The organism is Flavobacterium sp. FG139, from assembly GCF_057809695.1.
Genome location: NZ_JBMDKL010000015.1, coordinates 67,728 through 87,753, shown reverse-complemented (window position 1 = coordinate 87,753; position 20,026 = coordinate 67,728). Strand labels below are relative to the sequence as shown.

The following is a 20,026-nucleotide window of genomic DNA, read 5'->3' as shown; positions in this document are numbered from 1 at the left end:
CCATGAAAAAAATTACTTTATTATTTGCCTTATTTGTACTGATCACCTCATGTGGTGTTAGACAAACAAGAGAATCACTCACTACTGGAGATTATGATGCAGCCATTCAAACGGCTGTAGAAGGATTACGTAACCGAAAAGATGCCAAAGGAAAACAAGACTACATCTACCTTTTAGAAGAAGCTTTTGCCAAGGCTAAAGAACGCGATTTGCAAAACATCAACTTGTGGTTTAAAGATGCTAATCCAAGTAATACTGAGAAAATTTACAACACCTATGTGCAATTGAATAACCGTCAAGAATTAATCAAACCAGTTTTACCATTGCGATTGATCAAAGAAAACAGAAATGCAATTTTTCCTTTTGAAGATTATTCCGATCAAATTGTGAATAGTAAAAATGCGTTGGCGAAACATCTGTATGACAATTCTAAAGCATTATTAGCTACTAAAGACAAAATGAGTTTCCGTCGTGCTTTTGATGATTTACAATACTTAAATGGACTATCGCCAAACTATAAAGACGTGGCAAGTTTGATTGACGAAGCCAGACTAAAAGGTACCGATTTTGTGAGCGTTTATACTAAAAACGAAACCAATATGGTCATTCCTGTTCGTTTAGAAAATGATTTGTTAGACTTCAGCACCTTTGGATTAAACGATAAATGGACCGTATACCACAGCAACCGTCAAAAAGGAATTGCTTATGATTATGGAATTATTGTAAACTTTCGTCAAATAAATATTTCTCCTGAGCAAATTAAGGAGAAAGAATTAGTGAAAGAAAAACAAATTAAAGACGGAACTAAACCACTGTTAAACGCTCAAGGACAACAAGTAAAAGACAGTTTAGGCCATGTTATTATGGTTGATAATTTTAAAACTATTAGAGCTACTATATACGAATCTAGACAATTCAAATCTGCTCAAGTAGTGGCCAAAGTAGATTATATCGATTTCAAAACCAATCAATTAATTGATACGTTTCCATTAGCAAGCGAATTTGTTTTTGAAAACATTTACTCCAAATATATTGGTGATAAAAATGCTTGTGAAGCCGATTATTTCCCATACTTTGATAAAAGAGCCGTACCTTTTCCAAGTAATGAACAAATGGTTTACGATTCTGGAGAAGATTTAAAAGCCAAATTGAAAGGCATCATTACCCAAAACAGAATTAGAAAATAAATAAAAAAACGCATTTGAAATTTCAGATGCGTTTTTTGTTTTACTGTATTTAGATTCTAAAATGGAAATAAATACACCGGCTTGTTGATGCTTAATACGCTTGAAGTAGCGGTAAGTTTTCCGGTTGTTTCATCACGATCAAAAACAGAAATCAAACTAGAACCTTGTGTGGCTACCAAAACATTTTTTTGATTTTTAGCGAGTATAAAGTTACGTGGCATAACTGCTGTTTTTACGGTTTGAATCACCTCTAAATTACCATTTTCAAGAACTTTCATCACTACGATTTGATTATCGTTACCTCGAACCGAAGCATACAAAAATTGACCATCGTTACTCAATCGCACTTCAGCAGCAGAACCGCTTTTAGTCGAAGCTGTTAATGGAATGGTTTGAACTTGATGCAACTGATGATTTTGGTATTCAAAAACGCCTACTTCATTGGTCAATTCAAAAGTAGCATACAAGCGAGTTCCATCCGAATTCCATACCAAATGTCTTGGTCCAGAACCCGAAGCTACTGTAGTAATTTGTGTTTTTTCTTCTTCTAAGAAAGTAGTTGAATCATCTTCAAAAGGAATCAATCGAATGGCATCGCTACCCAAATCGGCAACCGCAATAATTTCCTCTTTGGGATGAAAAACAATACAATGCACATGCGGTTTTTCTTGACGTGCAACATTGACACTTTTTCCTTCATATTGGATAAATTGGCTACTTTCAGACAGCACACCTTTTTTATCTATAGGAAACACACTCAAATTTCCACCACTATAATTTCCAACCAATACAAAATTTTCATCCGGACTAAAAGCTACTGTGCAAGGATGATTTCCTTTGGTCGCAAACGAACTTAATTTCTGAAAGGAATTGGTCTTTCTATCATAAAAAAATGATGTCACTTTACCTCCATTTTCACTCGCGGTTTCTTCTACAGCTACCACAACAGTTTTGGACTTGTTTGTAATTACAAATGACGGATTTTCTATTCCAGAAACAACCGAACTCAGTTCCAATTTTTTAGTTTCTGAATTAAAGTTCACAATATTAATTCCTTGCGAGGCATTATCGGTGTAGGTTCCAACTAAATAATTAACCGATTTATGTGACGAACAACTGCTTACTAAAACAGCCAAACATACCCCAATGGCGTGTGTGATTTTCATAATTTATAAATAACGGTGTAAGGCTTCTACTGCAATGTCACTGTGGGACGCATCATAAACGGATTTGCCTTTACTGATAAGTAGTACTTGCGGCGATTGATGTTCTACTTCAAATTGTCTAGCGATTTCAGCAGAAACATCACGGTGATTTAATAAATCTAATAAAAAAGGTGTTACTTTATTGTCTAGATCAAATTCGTTTTCAAACTGACGTAACGCCATTCTGCTCACATTACAACGTGTACTGTGCTTGAAAATAATAACAGGCTTGTCATTAGACAATTCTATCACATCATTCAATTGACCTAAGTCAACTAATGCATTCCATTGGATTTTTGAATTAGTAGACGAAGCATGGTCGGAGCTTCCAAAAAAAGTTTTAAATAAACTCATAGTTTTTGTTTGATTATTTTCTGTTCAAAATTAAAAAAGAAAATCCGAAGTAATGGCCTTCGGATTTTTATTTTATTATTTTAATTCTTTGATTTTTATATTTCTAAACCACACGTTGTTTCCGTGGTCTTGAAGACAAAGTCGTCCTTTTTTATACGTTCCAAATCCCGGAAATTCATGAAACTTTGATTTCGCAATCATGTCTCTCCAAGCATCGTCCCACATGGTTGTTTCTACCACCAATTCTCCGTTAAGAAAGAACTTTAGGCTTCCTTTATTGGAAATAATTTCAGCATGATTCCATTCGCCATAAGGCTTAACCGTTTCTTTAGAAGTGATTAAATCGTATAAATCTCCAGCTCTGTGCTTGATGATTTTGGCATCTGGATGACCGTTATTGTCTAATACTTGCATCTCGGGTCCAGTCATCCATGGGTATTTATACTGTTTTGGATCTTCGTGTACATTAAAAATGATACCGCTATTTCCATCTTTTGAAATCTTCCAATCTACTTTTAAATGAAAATTTTCAAACTCATTTGCAGACAAAATATCGCCACCATTTTTGGTTTGCCAATCTTTCTTATCAGACACTTCCAAATGAATGGATTTATCATCAATAACCCAAGCTTTTCCAATAGAATCGGTACCGTATTTGTGCCAACCTTTAAGACTTTTCCCGTCGAATAAAAGTTTCCATCCTTGCTTTTTTTCGCTTGGCGTTAATGTATTCTCACCTGCCGGCATGACATGCTCTATTGGTGCATTGTAAGCCAATAGTTTTTCTTCCTTTTTACACGACCACAAAGCGCAGGCTACCGCAGCGGTTAAGATTATTTTTTTCATTTTTTTTATTTTAATGATAGTATGTATTTCACCATTTCTGTAGCATCTTCTTTTGTAACTGCCGGATGTGCAGTCATTGGAACTTCACCCCAATTGCCTTTACCGCCTTCCACAATTTTAGTAGCTAAAGTAGCCACATCTTTGTTTGTATATTTTGCAGCTACTTCTTTGTAAGAAGGTCCTACCAATTTTTCATCTATTTTATGACACCCTAAACAATCACTTGCTGCAATTAAATCATATCCTTTTTTAAATTCTGCAGCTGGTTCACCTGTAACCTCTGGTTGTTTTGTAAATGAGGTATCTGCTGGGTTGAAATTGGTTTCTTCTACAGCTTCTTTTTTCTTATCTCCACACGATGTTAATACGGCAGCAAATGCAACTGCTAAAATAATTCTCTTCATAAACTGAACGTTTCTTTATTTAAATTCCTAATACTCTTTTATTAAATGCTTGATCTTTAGCAACGCCTGCAAAATCATCAAAAGCTTTATCGGTAACTCTAATGATGTTGTTTTTGATAAACTCTGCACCTTCTCTTGCTCCATCTTCTTGGTTTTTGTAACAACATTCCCATTCAAGAACTGCCCAACCTGGAAAATCGTAGTGTGCTAATTTACTAAAAACTTTTTTAAAATCGACTTGCCCATCGCCTAAAGAACGAAATCTTCCTGCTCTATCGGTCCAATTTTGAAATCCACCATAAACGCCTTGCTTTCCATTTGGATTGAACTCGGCATCTTTTATATGACAAGCCTTAATTCGTTCATGATAATGGTCGATATAAGTCACATAATCCAAACACTGCAAAATAAAATGTGATGGATCATATAACAAACACGCTCTTGGATGCTGATTTACTTTATCAAGAAACATTTCATAGGAAATACCATCGTGTAAATCTTCGCCAGCATGCACTTCATAACACAAATCAACACCTGATTTATCAAACTCATTCAAAATTGGTGTCCATCGTTTGGCTAATTCGGTGAAGCCTTCTTCAACCAATCCTGCTGGTCGTTGTGGCCATGGATATACTACTTGCCAAAGTAAGGAACCACTAAAAGTGGCGTGTGCTGTAAGTCCTAAATTTTCAGAAGCTTTGGCAGCCCATTTTAATTGTTGAACCGCCCATTCATAACGCGCTTTAGGATTGTTTTTGCATTCTTCAGGCGCAAATCCATCAAACAATAAATCGTATGCTGGATTAACTGCAATTAATTGCCCTTGTAAATGGGTAGAAAGTTCTGTGATTTCTAATCCGTAACTATTAATTTTAGCTTTGTATTCTTGAGCATATACTTTGTCTTCAGCAACGCGTTGTAGATTGAAATACTTTGTATCCCAAGTTGGAATCTGAACACCTTTAAAACCAAGACTTGCAGCCCATTGACAAATATTATCAATCGTATCAAAAGGTGCCTTATCGCCATAAAATTGGGCTAAAAATAATGCTGGACCTTGAATTGTTTTCATGTACTAAATTCGATTATTTTTTTAACTTTTTAAGGAAATCGGCACTTTCTTGTGCATTTACAAGTACGCCTTTATCATTGTATTTTTCTTGTTCGTAAATGAAATATTCCATTCCGAGTTTTTTGGCCTTGCCTAAAATTTCAGGATAATTAATCAATCCTTCACCAAGCGTACACGAAGCAAAAGGTTCAGTTGTATCTTTTAAACGATCTTTAATATGGCATAATTTGAAACGATTTTTGTATTTTGTCATGTATTCAATCGGATCAGCACCTGCGGTTACCACCCAATAAATATCCATTTCAAATGCTACTAAATCGGCATCGGTTCGGTCTAAAAACAATTGTTGCGGAATGACACCTTCCATCGCTTTGAACGAATAATCGTGGTTGTGGTATACAAATTTTACGCCTTCTTTTTTACACACTTCGCCAGCTTTGTTAAATTCATCAGCATATTTTTTATAATCATCTAACGATTTTTGTGGTCCTAACCATGGACATGCCAAATACTTGCCACCAACACTTGCAATTTCTGCAGCTTTTTGTTGCAAATCTTTGGTCCAATTGCAATGAGAACTTATCATTTTCAGTCCTTCACCATCCAAAAATGTTTTAAATTCATTAGGTTTCATGCCCCAAAAAATCCCTTTTTCACCTTCAAAACTCTCAATTTGAGTGAATCCCATTTTACCAATTTGTCGAAGTGTTTCTTGAGGATTGGCATTAATAACATCACGCAAAGTCCATAATTGAATTCCGAAGTCGTTAAAAATCCCATTGGTGATTCCGTTTTGACTCGAACACGCAAATGATGGCAACACCGCTAAAAGTGCTGCAGTCTGACTCGTTTTTACCACAAATTGTCTTCTGTTCATAATCTTATTTATTAGAATTATTTTTTTTATTGGTATATTTTGCGTTCTCTAGTCTTTGATTTTACCTTTCCAGTTATACCAAGACAACTTTAGACAGTTCCTTACAAACTAGCATTACTCCACAAAATTTGAAATTCAATTTATCCGTTCAATCCGACAAACATTTTATCACCTTTTTTATACGGAATATCACCTTCTTGTTTTCCTGGAACTGGTGTATATCTAAACGAGGCTTGCATGCCTTTTTCAGAAGTTAGATAAGCAAATAATACCATCTGATACATCGATAACAATCCTGTATTTTTTGGATCTTTCACTTTATTAAAAACCTCAGCGCGTTTTTCTGCCGAAAGTTTAGTAAAATCGTCACCTGCTATTTCTTTAGCTTTGTCATTTACTAAATTTAGAGCTGCGATAAAATCTTCTTGCTCTTTTTCACTGTAAATATCTTTGAAAACGACACTGATAAATTCGGCCGACTTAACTGCTTTTGCTCCCACAGTATTGGTTTCTGGAATGATAGTATCACTAATTTCCGCTAATAATTTCATCAAATCATCACTCAATACTAAAGAACCAGCATCTTCTCTTTTGCAACTTGTTAGTAGGAAATTCGAACCTATGAAAACCCCACCACTAATGATTGCTATACTTTTTAATAATTCTCTACGATTCATATTACTCTCTTTTTAATGTGTAAAATAGGTTTTATAAGTTTCCTTTTTTCAATTCTTCAACGGCAAAATTAGCTGCTCTAGCGGTTAATGCCATGTAAGTTAAAGACGGATTCACGCAACTAGCAGATGTCATACAAGCACCATCAGTAACAAATACATTCAAACAATCCCATACTTGGTTGTTTCCGTTTAATACAGAAGTTTTTGGATCTCTACCCATACGCGCTGTTCCCATTTCATGAATTCCCATTCCTGGAGCATAATCCGATTCGAAGATGTTTACATTTTTAGCGCCAGCAATTTCTAACATTTCTTTCATGTCTTTTTTCATGTCTTCGCGCATTTTCTTTTCATTTTCTTTTATCTCAACATCCATGTTCAAAACTGGCAATCCCCATTTGTCTTTTTTCTCAGGATCTAAACTGATTCTGTTTTCATGATACGGCAACATTTCTCCGAAAGCCGTCGCACCTATAGTCCATTTTCCTGGTTCACCAAATTGATCTTTCAAATCTTTACCAATACTCATTTCAGCCACTTGACTTTCCCAACCGTTTCGAGAAGCACCACCTTGATATCCAAAACCTCTTAAATAATTTCTTTTGGTAGCCGCATCTAAATTTCGGTATCTCGGAATATAGAATCCATTTGGTCTGAAACCAGAATAGTATGAATCTTCGTGTCCTTCAAAATCACCTGAAGCACCTACTCTAAAATGATGATCCATGGCATTGTGTCCTAATTCGCCACTGCTACTTCCTAAACCATCTTTCCAAACGTCTTTGGCAGAGTTCATTAAGATCCATGTAGAGTTGAATGAAGAAGCACACAAGAACACAATTTTACTTGTGAATACCATTTCTTCTTTAGATTCAGCATCAATAACTGTTACACCTGTTGCTTTTTTAGTTGCTTTATCGTAATTCACTTCTTTTACAATTGAAAAAGGGCGAAGTGTTAAGTTTCCAGTTTTTACGGCAGCAGGTAATGTAGACGATTGTGTAGAAAAATAACCTCCAAATTGACAACCGTTCCAACACATGTTTCTAAACTGACATGGCGTTCTGTCTTTAATAGCTTTAGTCACGTGTGCTACACGACCAATGATTAAAGTACGAGCGTTTTTGTAGTGTTCTTTTATTTTAGATGCAACCGTTTTTTCAACTACGTTCAATTCCATAGGTGGTAAAAACTCGCTATCTGGCAGTTGAGGCAAATTTTCATTAGAACCACTTACGCCAATAAATTTTTCCACATGGCTGTACCATGGTGCAATATCTTTGTAACGAATTGGCCAATCGACAGCAATTCCGTCTTTTAAGTTGGCTTCAAAATCAAGATCACTCCATCGATACGATTGTCTTCCCCACATCAAAGAACGTCCACCAACATGATACCCTCTAAACCAATCAAAACGCTTAGTTTCAGTATACGGATTTTCTTTATCACTTGCCCAATACGACAAATTTCTCTCGTTCAATGGATAATCTCTTTTTAATTTAGGATAATCTTCTACCATCTGTTTTGTAGGACGGTAATGACGGTGAGGATATTCCCAAATAGGTTTGTTTTGTTCTACATAATCTTTGATGTGCTCAATATTATGTCCACGCTCTAAAAGCAATACTTTCAATCCTTTTTCTGTTAATTCTTTTGCTGCCCATCCTCCCGAAATTCCGGAGCCAACAACAATCGCATCGTAATGATTATCTGCCATTTTTATACTTTTTTATAGAGTTATTTTTTATTTTAAATATCACAAATTTGTATCGCCGTTTTCAAGGCTTTAACTTTATCTTCTGAAACCGGAATGAATTCTTGTGCGACATAACCTTTGTATCCAGTTGCTACGATGGCTTTCATAATCGCTGGATAATTTAGCTCTTGAGTAACATCGATTTCATGACGTCCGGGTACGCCTGCGGTATGGTAATGACCAAAATACTGATGATTGGTTTGAATAGTGTGAATGATATCGCCTTCCATGATTTGCATGTGGTAGATATCGTATAACAATTTGAAATTATCGCTTCCCAATGCTTTACACAATTCGATTCCCCAACGGGATGAATCGGCCATGTAATCGGGATGATTGACTTTGCTATTGAACAATTCCATTTGAATAATCACACCGCGTTGTTCGGCCTTTTTCATGATTTGTTTCAAACCTTCAACACAATTTTTCAATCCTTCTGCTTCGCTCATTCCATTACGGTTCCCACTAAAGCAAATTAAATTTTTGTAGCCTGCATCAGCCACAAGATCAATATGTTTTAAATAATTGTTTATTAAAATGGGATGGTTTTTTACATCGTTCCATCCCTCGGTTAAACTGATTAACGCACCAGTGCACATAGAAGAGTCTATTCCGTGTTTTTTTAAGATGGGAAAATCTTTGGGTTCGACTAAATCGATTGCGGAAAAGCCTAATTTTTTAACCACCAAACAAAGTTCTTCTAACGTCAATTGATCGTATGTCCAACGGCAAACCGAATGGTTGATATTGCCTTTTAATTGCCCGAAAGAAGCGAAACTTTCATCCCTTGTGAAATCAAGAATCTTAGGCAAGACCAAACTTCCCAAGGCTAGATTTTTAATGACATCTCTTCTTTTCATTGCAATTATTATTTTACAATTTATGCTTTAACTTTAGCCTTTTCTCTGAAGAATGCGAAGAACATCAAAGCGATTCCTGCTGCAAACAAACATGGGAAAATCCAGATTTTATTCCAATTATGAGTGGCACCCATAACGTTTTGGTCGACAATCATTCCGGCTACATAAAATCCGATGTACATTCCAACACCATAAGTTGCTAAAGTGATTAATCCTTGAGCCGAGGAACGCACGTTCTCACCTGCTTTTTGATCGGTATAAATTTGACCTGTTACAAAGAAGAAATCGTAACAAATTCCGTGAAGGATAATTCCAACATACAACATCCATAAATTATCATCTATATTGCCATAAGCAAACAATAAATAACGTAACACCCAAGCAATCATTCCGATAAGCAACATTTGTTTTACTCCGAAACGAACAAAGAACAATGGCATTAATAACAAGAATAAGGTTTCGGATACTTGTCCTAAAGTCATTTTTGCAGCAGCACTTTCCAAACCTGCTTCATTCAAAAATTGATTGGCTTGACCATAGTAGAACGCTAATGGAATACAAATCAATATAGAAGCCAAAAAGAAAACTAAATAGTTTTTATCACCCAAAACTTTTAAAGCATCAAGCCCAAGAGTTTCGGCTACGCTTACTTTTTTACCTGCCTTTGGTGGCGGTGTATTGGGTAAGAAGAAACAAAAAACACCAAATCCAGCAGAAACTGCGGCCGCTACTAAAAACGTAATATTTAATGATTTTGGTGAGGCTTCCCAAGCCATCCAACCAATGGTCAATCCAGAGGCAATCCAGCCAATGGTTCCCCAAACACGAATGTTAGCAAATTCCTTTTCGGCATCTTTAATTTGATTCAAAGAAATGGAATTGACAAGTGCTAAGGTTGGCATGAACAAAATCATGTAAAACAATAATAAGGTATAAAACGAATCAAAATCGGTTTTAGTAGATAATAAGTAAAGTAAGCCTGCTCCTACTAAATGCAAAAAACCTAATATTTTTTGAGCCGCAAAGAATTTATCTGCAATCATCCCTACAATGAATGGAGCTATAATTGCACCTAAGCATTGCGTTCCATAAGCCAAACCAGTTTGTGCTCCAGATGCCCCAATAGTTCCTTTGGTTAAAAAAGTTCCCATAGTTACAAACCAAATTCCCCAAATGAAGAAGTTGAGAAACATCATCGAAGAAAGCTGAATTCGTGTATTAATTTTCATAGTTAAATTCGTATTTTTATTGATAATTTTTTGTAAGATGCTTAAAAATAGTTTCTTATTTTTTTATTTAATGTATCAAACATACAAATTAATTTCATTTAAGATAAAAAAAAATACCAAAAAAAATGGTTAAAAAAAACAATTGCTTCATTTTCAAGCAATAAAAGAAAAATATTATTTATTTTGTTGTGAACCTTACTTTTTTTATGCAAGTTTGCATTAACAATACTAAAAAATTGATTTTTATGAGTGCAAGAAAATTACGAATGGGAATGATTGGTGGCGGAAAGGATGCTTTTATTGGAGCCATACACCGTCATGCCTTATGGATGGACGGACTTATTGACATCAAGTGCGGTGCCTTGAGTATTGACCCTCAAAATGCCCTTGAATCTGGACGTGATTTACATTTAGATGAAGACCGAATTTATACCGACTATAAAACGATGCTTTCCAAAGAGGCTACCCTTCCTGCTGAACAACGTATCGATTTTGTATCTATTGTAACTCCAAATTTTGCTCATTTTGAACCCGCAATGATGGCATTAGAAAATGGTTTTAATGTAGTCATTGAAAAACCAATCACCTTGACTTTAGAACAAGCAAAACTATTGCATGCTAAAGTTCAAGAAACGGGTTTACGTTTGTGTTTAACCCACACCTACTCTGGTTATCCTATGGTAAAACAAGCCAAAGCCATGTTGAAAAACGGTGATTTAGGTGCTATCCGTAAAGTTTGGGTAGAATATCCACAAGGATGGTTGAGCAAACTATCGGAACGTGAAGGAAATGCCCAAGCAGCATGGCGCACCGACCCAACCAAAAGCGGCAAAAGCGGCAGTATGGGAGATATTGGAACCCATGCAGCTCATTTAGCAGAATACATCACGGGATTACAAATTACCGAACTTTGTGCTGATTTGAGCATTAAAGTGGACGGCAGAATGCTAGATGATGACGGAAATGTATTGTTGCGTTTCAACAATGGAGCCAATGGTGTTTTGATGGCATCACAGGTAGCTGCTGGAGAAGAAAATAGTCTAAAAATAAGAGTTTATGGTGAAAAAGGTGGTATTGAATGGCATCAAATGGAACCTAATACATTGCTATTAAAATGGCTTGATGCTCCTACACAAATCTTAAGAGCAGGTAGTAATTATGGCAATTTAAGTCCGTTTATGACTTCCAATTGCAGAACTCCAGGCGGCCATCCCGAAGGATATTTAGAGGCTTTCGCTAACATTTACCGTAATTTTGCATTGACTTTATTAGCCGATTTAAAGGGTGAAAATCCAACTGAAATTATGTTAGATTTTCCAAATGAAAATGATGGAGTTCGCGGCATGCAATTCATTGAAAATGTGGTAAACTCTTCCAATTCAACTGAAAAATGGTATCCTTTTAAATTATAAATAACTTAACTAACCAACCCCAAAAAAGTCCTTTCAGTGATACACTGTTAGGGCTTTTTTAATTGTAGTAAACTTAAATAGAAATAAAAGGAAATTTTGTCACAAAACCCGACTTATTGACGTAACTTTAGTATGGAAATCCATGCGTTATCAGCCATTATGTCTTAAAATTAGTATTGGAATACAAATTGTCGAAGTTATCGCAAACAGATTAACAACTATTACAAAACAACATACAACAAAAAAATGAACATCAATAAATTTACCATTAAATCGCAAGAAGCATTGCAGCAAGCACAGCAAATTGCACAAAGTTTTGGGCAACAACAGCTCGAAAACGAACACATTTTCAAAGGCATTTTAGAAGTCGATGAAAATGTAACTCCTTTTATTTTGAAAAAACTCAACGTGAATGTGGAGTTGTTCAAAAAAATAGTAGACAGCACCATTCAAAGTTTTCCGAAAGTATCGGGTGGAGACATTATGTTTTCGCGTGATGCTGCAACCACAGTAAACGAAGCCGAAATCATCGCTAAAAAAATGAACGACGAATTTGTATCTATCGAGCATTTAATCTTAGCTATTTTCAAATCAAAAAGTAAAGTTGCACAGATTCTGAAAGATCAAGGTGTTACCGAAAAAGGATTGCAAGCAGCAATTGACGAAATGCGCAAAGGCGAACGCGTCACTTCTGCTTCAGCCGAAGAAACGTATAACTCTTTGAATAAATACGCTAAAAACCTCAACGAATTAGCTAAAAACGGCAAACTCGACCCTGTTATCGGTCGTGATGAGGAAATTCGTAGAGTGTTGCAAATCCTTACCCGTAGAACCAAAAATAACCCGATGTTGGTCGGCGAACCTGGTGTGGGTAAAACAGCTATTGCAGAAGGTTTGGCACACCGAATTGTAGATGGTGATGTACCTGAAAATCTAAAAGACAAGGTAGTATATTCACTCGATATGGGTGCGTTAATTGCTGGTGCTAAATACAAAGGCGAATTTGAAGAACGACTCAAAGCCGTTGTTAAAGAAGTGACTTCTGCGGAAGGCGATATTGTACTTTTTATTGACGAAATTCACACATTAGTTGGTGCCGGTGGTGGCGAAGGCGCTATGGATGCCGCTAACATTTTGAAACCGGCTTTAGCTCGTGGTGAACTTCGTGCTATCGGTGCTACCACTTTAGACGAATACCAAAAATATTTCGAAAAAGACAAAGCCTTAGAAAGACGTTTTCAAAAAGTATTGGTGGATGAACCCGATACCGAAAGTGCCATTTCCATCTTGCGAGGTATTAAAGAAAAATACGAAACCCACCACAAAGTACGCATTAAAGATGATGCTATTATTGCGGCGGTTGAATTATCGCAACGGTATATTACCAATCGTTTTTTACCCGATAAAGCGATTGACTTGATGGACGAAGCAGCTTCTAAATTGCGAATGGAAATCAATTCGAAGCCCGAAGAATTGGATGTTTTGGATCGAAAAATCATGCAATTGGAAATTGAAATTGAAGCCATCAAACGCGAGAACGATGAAACCAAATTGAAAGGTTTGGGAATGGATTTGGCAAATTTAAAAGAAGAACGCAACGAGATTTTTACCAAATGGAAATCTGAAAAAGATGTGGTGGATAATATTCAAAACGTCAAACAAGAAATTGAAGATTTCAAAACCGAAGCCGAACAAGCCGAACGCAATGGCGATTACGGTAAAGTAGCCGAAATTCGATACGGAAAAATAAAAGATGCTCAAACCAAATTGGATGTGTTACAAACACAATTGGCCGAAAACCAAGCTGGAACATCGTTAATTAAGGAAGAAGTGACTCGTGAAGATATTGCTGAAGTAGTAGCCAAATGGACAGGTATTCCGGTGATGAAAATGCTACAAGGCGAACGCGAAAAACTATTGCGTTTGGAACACGAATTACACAACCGTGTGGTAGGTCAAGAAGAAGCTATTGAAGCCGTGAGCGATGCCGTTCGTAGAAGTCGAGCTGGATTACAAGACATGAAAAAACCAATTGGTTCGTTCTTATTTTTGGGAACTACTGGTGTCGGTAAAACCGAATTGGCCAAAGCCTTAGCCGAATATTTATTTGACGATGAAAATGCCATGACGCGTATTGACATGAGTGAGTATCAAGAACGTCATTCTGTAAGCAGATTAGTAGGTGCGCCTCCAGGCTATGTGGGGTATGACGAAGGTGGACAATTGACGGAAGCCGTTCGAAGAAAACCGTATTCTGTAATCTTGTTGGATGAGATTGAAAAAGCACATCCGGATACATTCAATATTTTATTACAAGTATTGGATGAAGGACGATTGACCGATAACAAAGGTCGTGTGGCGGATTTCAAAAATACTATCATTATTATGACTTCCAATATGGGAAGTGCTATTATTCAAGAGAAATTTGAGAACTTGAAAGGTGGTATCGAAGCCGCAACCGAAGCCGCTAAAGTGGAAGTTCTTGGACAATTAAAACAATTGGTTCGACCAGAATTCATCAACAGAATTGACGAAATTGTAATGTTTACACCGTTAACTAGTGCCAACATCAAACAGATTGTTAGTTTGCAACTGAAAAGTGTGACCAAAATGTTAGCACATCAAAACATTACCATGGACGCCACTCCAGAAGCGATTGATTACTTGGCTCAAAAAGGATATGATCCTCAATATGGAGCACGACCCGTGAAACGAGTGATTCAAAGAGAAGTGTTGAACCAGTTGAGTAAAGAGATTTTGGCTGGGAAAGTAACGACAGACAGTATCATTTTACTCGATGCTTTCGACGGACAATTGGTGTTTAGAAATCAAAGTGAAGCCGCAATTGCGAATTAAAATTTACGAATTACTCAATAGATAATTAATAAGGTTGGTTTTAGTGGATTAGACTTAACTGATTATAAAAAAATCGGTTAGGTCTTTTCTTATTTCTGACTTTATTTATTTTTAAGTATATTTGAGAAAATAAATCCATGACAATAGAAAAAGCAACTGTTAACGACCATAGCTTATTAACTGAAATTACCAAAAAGTCGAAAGCCTATTGGAATTATTCAGAGGACTTGCTTTTGGCTTGGGATGAAGCGCTTACTATTACCCAAGACTATCTTAACGTTTACCCAGTATATAAACTTGTAATTGAAGAAAAAACAGTTGGCTACTATTCGTATTTTGAAGAAAAAAACCAAACAATAAAATTAGATAATTTGTTTCTTTTACCACAATACATTGGCAAAGGAATAGGAAGTTATTTGATGACCGATTTTTTAAATCGCATACAAAAACAAAATTTCCAAAGGATTTATCTTGATGCCGAACCCTATGCCGAAGGGTTTTATAAAAAGCACGGATTTAAAACCATAGGATCGTTTGAAACGGCAATTAAGGGCAGGTTCATGCCGGTTATGGAATTACGAATTAGTAATATTTAACTAAAAATAATATTCATTTAATTTAATAAAAACTTTTTATTATTAAAAAAAGCCCTGTTTTCACAGAGCTTTTACATCGTTAAACTGAAAATTATTCAATTTTAATACACCCATTTTTGATGCTAATTTTAGCACCATCTTTTACTTTAACCCAACCGCAAGACGTTTTAATTTCTATTTCAGAAGCGCTGGTTTGCACCGATGTAGAACCTGTTGTTGAACTGGTAAATTCAATTTTTTGAGTGGAACCATTCGAGCGTACTTCCATGGTATAGTTTTGCGAATCGTTGTTGTAATATCGGATTGTGAAAGCACTAGCCATATTAACCACTAGTAGGAATGCGACAGATAAAAGTATTTTTTTAAGTTTCATATCAATTGATTTTTGGTTTATTAAATTAAGAATAAGAGCATATCAAAGTGGTAAAACTACAAAAAAGTTTGAAAACTTATACTTTTAAAATACTTCATCATTTATTTTAAAATATTACCTATAATTGTAGAATATAAAATCTATCACCCATGGAACACTTGCGATTTAACGAAAAACGAGCCAAACTGGCTATCTTATTAATTTGGTTTTCAATGGCTGCCGATATTTTATCTTTTATATCGGGCTATTTACAACACGATTTACTAACGGATGCTGCTAATGGTGTATCAGTAACTCTTGAAAGTGCTCAAGCCAATGATAGCAGAGAAAAATTTATGGGAATTGTGACCTTTTGCGTTTTTATAATATCCGGAATTACCTTTATCCAATGGTTTAGAAGAGCCTATTATAACTTACAAGAGCGCGTTAATTATTTAGAATTTTCTGAGGGTTGGGCAGCCGGTAGTTGGTTTGTTCCTATTGTTTGTTTGTACAAACCTTATCACATGATGTTAGAATTATACCGAAAAACAGATGACTATTTGGATGAGAAAAAGATCAAAATTAATACAGCTTTTTCAACGCGTTTTATTGGAACTTGGTGGGCTTTATGGATTTTAAATAATCTAGTAGGACAATATGTTTTACGTACTTCACTAAGTTCAAAATCAATAGACGAATTAATCAGTTTGACCACGGCAAGTATGATTTCTAATATAATAGGAATACCACTAGCCATTGTAACGGTTAAAGTGATTAGTGATTACGCTAAAGTTGAAAAAGTGCTTTATGATTACAAAGAAGTAGAGGAAGTTGTTATTGATTCAAATAACGAAATCAAATTGCCTGAGGAAACAATTGAAGAAAAAAATTAACAGAATAGTAATACTTGACTAACTAATTTTTCTGTAGCTTTATAGTTCATTAAAAATTTTAGGTATGAAAAGAAATGCAACAGCTGTTTGGAACGGCACAGGAAAAGATGGTAAAGGTCATTTAACGACACAAAGTTCGGTATTAAATCAAACGCAATATTCGTTTGGTTCTCGATTTGAAGATGGCATTGGTACCAATCCAGAAGAATTGATAGCCGCGGCTCATTCGGGATGTTTTACAATGAAATTGGCATTTAATCTTCAAGCTGCAGGTTTTACTCCAGATGAACTAAAAACTACTTGTTCAGTTGTGTTGGAAGATGGTGCAATTACATCTTCAAACTTAGTTTTAGCAGCTCAAATTTTTGGTATTACGGAAGAAAAATTTGCCGAATTGGTAAAAGATGCAGAAGAAAATTGTCCAATATCAAAGGTGTTGAATACCACAATTACAGTATCATATAGTTTGAATGCTTAATTTTATTTCTACTTTTCAAAAAACCACTGCAATTTTGTAGTGGTTTTTTTTATTACTTTTGAAATACTAACCAAAAACCAAACTCATGAAAAACAATGTATTAAAAAATGGACTACTCGGTGGATTAGCTGTCAGTAGTGTAATGCTTGCCTTGACGATGTATATGAAATACCATCCTCAATATGAACCCAGTACTTTTTTGGGTTTTCTGTCCATCATTTTAGCAAATGTGTTTGTTGTATTAGGAATTTTACAACAACGAAGAGCCAATTCAGATAGCATCACTTTAGGAAAAGCTTTTCAAACAGGCTTGCTAATTTCACTAATTACCTCAACGATGTATGTTGTTGTTTGGTTGATCATTTATTATAATTTCTTTCCCGATTTTATGGAACGCTATGGTGACTTAGCAATCAAAAAAGCAAAACCAGAAGACTTGGCTAAAACAACCACAGAAATAAATCAGATGAAAGAATGGTATAAATCGCCAATATTGGTAATTTTATTAACTTTTATGGAAGTTTTTCCAGCTGGAATTGTGGTTTCGTTTATAGCTTCATTAGCATTAAAAAAGAAAAAAATAACTGTAGAATAATTAATAAACTATTTACAATTGCTTGGTAAACGAAATTTTTTCAAGTAATAAACCATAAAAAAAGGTACACATTACTGTGTACCTTTTATAGTTAAAATAGTATATAGCCTATTTCTTAACTTTAGTAAACTCAAAACTTTGTCCGCTAATCATCAACGTAAATCCGTCTTTAGCAGCATTGAATTGAACTACTAATCCAGCTTGATCCATAGTGAATTTTCCATTTCCTTTATCGTCTAAAGGTGCTGAAGGTTGACCAGGAGTATTGATTACTAAACTATCGTCTTCATTAGTGATGTTTATTTTAATCGGAATTTTGGTGCTTGAATAATCACCTACATAAGCATCCAATCCAACTGATTTATCCACACCATTTTTAGCATCAGTCCATTCGTTATTTTCGTCATTAACATCCGGGAAAACATTATCTGGATCTAAGGTAATTGATTCTAATTCTTCTTTAGTATCAACTTTAAAAGTCCATGTTTTATTGCGTTGCCAAATTTCTACAGGTAGCGTTTTTCTGGAAACGGCACCACTTTTCGTTTTAATTTCTAAAACAACTGGCATCACCATTTTGTCGTAATTTTCAATTGTAATTTGTGCTCCATTTTTAGCATCACCTTTAATGTATTTTACTTTAGTGATGCCTTGATCTAAACTCCAATTGTTCACAAACCAACTTCTCCAAAACCATCCCAAATCTTCACCTGAAACATTTTCAATTGTTCTGAAAAAATCATCTGGCATTGGGTGCTTGAATGCCCAACGCTCGGTATAGGTTCTAAATGCTTTATCAAAACGCTCTTTCCCAAGAACATTGTTGCGCAACATATCCAACCCTGAACCTGGTTTAAAGTAAGCCAAGATTCCTAAGTTAGCTTCTTTCAAATTATCTGGAGCTGCCATAATCGGTTCCATTTCTGGATTGGTTAACATTCCAGCAACTTGATGCATGTTTGTTATACGTTGTTTGTATTCTCCGTTGTTAAAATCTTGCGAACTTACTCCGTTAATAAACGTATTAAAACCTTCATCCATCCAAGCAAATAAACGCTCGTTAGAACCTACAATCATTGGGAACCAACCGTGACCAAACTCGTGATCGGTAACACCCCATAATTCTTCTCCTTTTGATTTTAAATCACAAAATACAATTCCAGGATATTCCATTCCACCTTCATTACCAGCTACGTTTGTAGCTGCAGGATAAGGGAATTCGAACCATCTTTTAGAATAATTTTCAATCGATGTTTTGGTATATTCAGTAGCTCTACTCCAAGCAGCTTGACCGTCAGACTCTACAGGATAGGTAGAAATCGCTATCGCTTTTTTACCGCTTGGCAAATTGATACGTGCCGCATCTACAATAAAAGCAGCCGAAGAAGCCCAAGATACATCACGAGCATTCTTGATTTTAAATTTCCATGTTAACGTACTTTTTCCTGTTGGACGAGAAGCCGGATTAGTCACCTCATCAGCCGTACGAATCATAACGGTTTTATCACTATTTTTAGCAGCTGCCCAACGTTTTTGTTGTTCTGCAGTATATACTTCGGTTGGATTTAACAATTCACCCGAACATACTACAATGTGACTCGCTGGAGCAGTAATAGCTACATCAAAATCACCATATTCTAAATAAAACTCACCTGCGCCTAGGTATGGATGTGTATCCCAACCACGAACGTCGTCATAGACACACATTCTTGGATACCATTGTGCAATAGTGAAAATTTTTCCGTTTTTAGTATCTACTACACCCATACGATCTGAACCGTAATCAGGTGAAATAAATGAGAAATCTATTTTTAGTTTAACCGAAGCACCATTAGCCCCTAAAGCTTGAGGTAAATCGACTTGCATTCTGGTATCTGTAATAGTATATGTTGTTTCTTTTTCGACCGACTTTCCACCAACCGTTGAAACCACTTTTACCGATTTGATGGTAAATCCACCATCGAAATCTTGTCCTTTAGCACCGTTTCTACTTCCTTTTAAGGGAATAATAGCATTCCCACGAGAATCTTTTTTGAACAGGTTTTGATCCACATTCATCCATAAAAAACCTAATTTATCAGGACTATTGTTGGTATACGTCAATACTTCAGAACCGGTAATTTCTTTAGTTTGATCGTTTAAAGTAGCTGTTAAAGAATAATCAGCTCTGTTTTGCCAATATTTTGCACCGGGTTGTCCACTCGCAGAACGTGTTTCTGTACCATTTTTAGTGTAAAAATTATTCGCAAAGGTCTCGTTGTAATTGTAGTTTGAAGTTGGTTTTCCATCTTGTGCAAAGGCAGCTGAAAATCCAAAAAACAAAGCACTTAATGAGAAGGCTTTAAAAAGAGTGTTTTTCATAAATTGAATTGAT

General features: G+C 35.6%; 19 protein-coding genes. 7 read left to right on the top strand and 12 right to left on the bottom strand.

Going from position 1 to position 20,026, the window contains the following annotated elements; translation table 11 throughout:
• Window positions 1–2 precede the first annotated feature (2 nt).
• Window positions 3–1,187, top strand: a complete 1,185-nt coding sequence (locus tag ACODSI_RS12865; protein WP_488917263.1) for a hypothetical protein — start codon at window positions 3–5, stop codon at window positions 1,185–1,187.
• A gap of 56 nt (window positions 1,188–1,243) precedes the next feature.
• Here the strand turns inward: ACODSI_RS12865 and ACODSI_RS12860 are convergent, their stop codons facing one another.
• The 10 genes from ACODSI_RS12860 to ACODSI_RS12815 all read right to left on the bottom strand — a co-directional run bounded on the left by ACODSI_RS12860 (window position 1,244) and on the right by ACODSI_RS12815 (window position 10,467).
• On the bottom strand, window positions 1,244–2,353 hold the full coding sequence (locus ACODSI_RS12860; RefSeq protein ID WP_488917262.1) for a lactonase family protein: 1,110 nt from the start codon (window positions 2,351–2,353) through the stop codon (window positions 1,244–1,246).
• Between the two features lie 3 nt (window positions 2,354–2,356).
• Window positions 2,357–2,746 (bottom strand): bacillithiol system redox-active protein YtxJ, encoded by a 390-nt coding sequence (gene ytxJ, locus ACODSI_RS12855; RefSeq protein ID WP_488917261.1) that lies wholly within the window; start codon window positions 2,744–2,746, stop codon window positions 2,357–2,359.
• Between the two features lie 75 nt (window positions 2,747–2,821).
• Window positions 2,822–3,592 carry a 3-keto-disaccharide hydrolase gene (locus ACODSI_RS12850; RefSeq protein WP_488917260.1) on the bottom strand — a complete coding sequence of 257 codons (771 nt, stop codon included), beginning with the start codon at window positions 3,590–3,592 and terminating at the stop codon, window positions 2,822–2,824.
• A gap of 5 nt (window positions 3,593–3,597) precedes the next feature.
• A complete protein-coding gene (locus ACODSI_RS12845; protein ID WP_488917259.1) occupies window positions 3,598–3,996 on the bottom strand; it encodes a c-type cytochrome in 399 nt (132 codons plus the stop codon).
• A gap of 19 nt (window positions 3,997–4,015) precedes the next feature.
• Window positions 4,016–5,068 (bottom strand): sugar phosphate isomerase/epimerase family protein, encoded by a 1,053-nt coding sequence (locus tag ACODSI_RS12840; protein ID WP_488917258.1) that lies wholly within the window; start codon window positions 5,066–5,068, stop codon window positions 4,016–4,018.
• 13 nt (window positions 5,069–5,081) lie between these two features.
• Complete coding sequence (locus ACODSI_RS12835; RefSeq protein WP_488917257.1) at window positions 5,082–5,945, bottom strand: sugar phosphate isomerase/epimerase family protein; 864 nt, start codon at window positions 5,943–5,945, stop codon at window positions 5,082–5,084.
• Between the two features lie 140 nt (window positions 5,946–6,085).
• The gene (locus ACODSI_RS12830; protein WP_488917256.1) at window positions 6,086–6,622 is read right to left on the bottom strand and encodes a gluconate 2-dehydrogenase subunit 3 family protein; all 537 of its coding nucleotides are present in this window, start codon (window positions 6,620–6,622) and stop codon (window positions 6,086–6,088) included.
• Between the two features lie 31 nt (window positions 6,623–6,653).
• Entirely contained in the window at window positions 6,654–8,339 is a 1,686-nt protein-coding gene (locus ACODSI_RS12825) for a GMC oxidoreductase (protein WP_488917255.1), read from the bottom strand.
• Between the two features lie 32 nt (window positions 8,340–8,371).
• Window positions 8,372–9,238, bottom strand: a complete 867-nt coding sequence (locus tag ACODSI_RS12820) for a hydroxypyruvate isomerase family protein (protein WP_488917254.1) — start codon at window positions 9,236–9,238, stop codon at window positions 8,372–8,374.
• Between the two features lie 20 nt (window positions 9,239–9,258).
• Window positions 9,259–10,467, bottom strand: a complete 1,209-nt coding sequence (locus ACODSI_RS12815) for a nucleoside permease (RefSeq protein ID WP_488917253.1) — start codon at window positions 10,465–10,467, stop codon at window positions 9,259–9,261.
• A gap of 245 nt (window positions 10,468–10,712) precedes the next feature.
• On the opposite strand from ACODSI_RS12815, the gene ACODSI_RS12810 reads away from it, so the two are divergent.
• The 3 genes from ACODSI_RS12810 (at window position 10,713) to ACODSI_RS12800 (ending at window position 15,331) form a co-directional block, all read left to right on the top strand.
• Window positions 10,713–11,879, top strand: a complete 1,167-nt coding sequence (locus tag ACODSI_RS12810; protein ID WP_488917252.1) for a Gfo/Idh/MocA family protein — start codon at window positions 10,713–10,715, stop codon at window positions 11,877–11,879.
• Between the two features lie 246 nt (window positions 11,880–12,125).
• Window positions 12,126–14,735 (top strand): ATP-dependent chaperone ClpB, encoded by a 2,610-nt coding sequence (gene clpB / locus ACODSI_RS12805; protein ID WP_488917251.1) that lies wholly within the window; start codon window positions 12,126–12,128, stop codon window positions 14,733–14,735.
• Between the two features lie 137 nt (window positions 14,736–14,872).
• Window positions 14,873–15,331, top strand: coding sequence for a GNAT family N-acetyltransferase (locus ACODSI_RS12800; RefSeq protein WP_488917250.1), 459 nt, complete (start codon window positions 14,873–14,875; stop codon window positions 15,329–15,331).
• Between the two features lie 91 nt (window positions 15,332–15,422).
• Here the strand turns inward: ACODSI_RS12800 and ACODSI_RS12795 are convergent, their stop codons facing one another.
• Window positions 15,423–15,704 (bottom strand): hypothetical protein, encoded by a 282-nt coding sequence (locus tag ACODSI_RS12795; protein ID WP_488917249.1) that lies wholly within the window; start codon window positions 15,702–15,704, stop codon window positions 15,423–15,425.
• A 149-nt stretch (window positions 15,705–15,853) separates the two neighbouring features.
• On the opposite strand from ACODSI_RS12795, the gene ACODSI_RS12790 reads away from it, so the two are divergent.
• The 3 genes from ACODSI_RS12790 to ACODSI_RS12780 all read left to right on the top strand — a co-directional run bounded on the left by ACODSI_RS12790 (window position 15,854) and on the right by ACODSI_RS12780 (window position 17,652).
• A complete protein-coding gene (locus ACODSI_RS12790; protein WP_488917248.1) occupies window positions 15,854–16,579 on the top strand; it encodes a DUF4328 domain-containing protein in 726 nt (241 codons plus the stop codon).
• A gap of 64 nt (window positions 16,580–16,643) precedes the next feature.
• The gene (locus tag ACODSI_RS12785; protein ID WP_488917247.1) at window positions 16,644–17,057 is read left to right on the top strand and encodes an OsmC family protein; all 414 of its coding nucleotides are present in this window, start codon (window positions 16,644–16,646) and stop codon (window positions 17,055–17,057) included.
• A gap of 85 nt (window positions 17,058–17,142) precedes the next feature.
• Entirely contained in the window at window positions 17,143–17,652 is a 510-nt protein-coding gene (locus ACODSI_RS12780; RefSeq protein WP_488917246.1) for a DUF4199 domain-containing protein, read from the top strand.
• Window positions 17,653–17,760: 108 nt separating this feature from the next.
• On the opposite strand, the gene ACODSI_RS12775 is transcribed toward ACODSI_RS12780, so the two are convergent.
• Entirely contained in the window at window positions 17,761–20,013 is a 2,253-nt protein-coding gene (locus ACODSI_RS12775; RefSeq protein ID WP_488917245.1) for a M1 family metallopeptidase, read from the bottom strand.
• Between the last annotated feature and the right edge of the window lie 13 nt (window positions 20,014–20,026).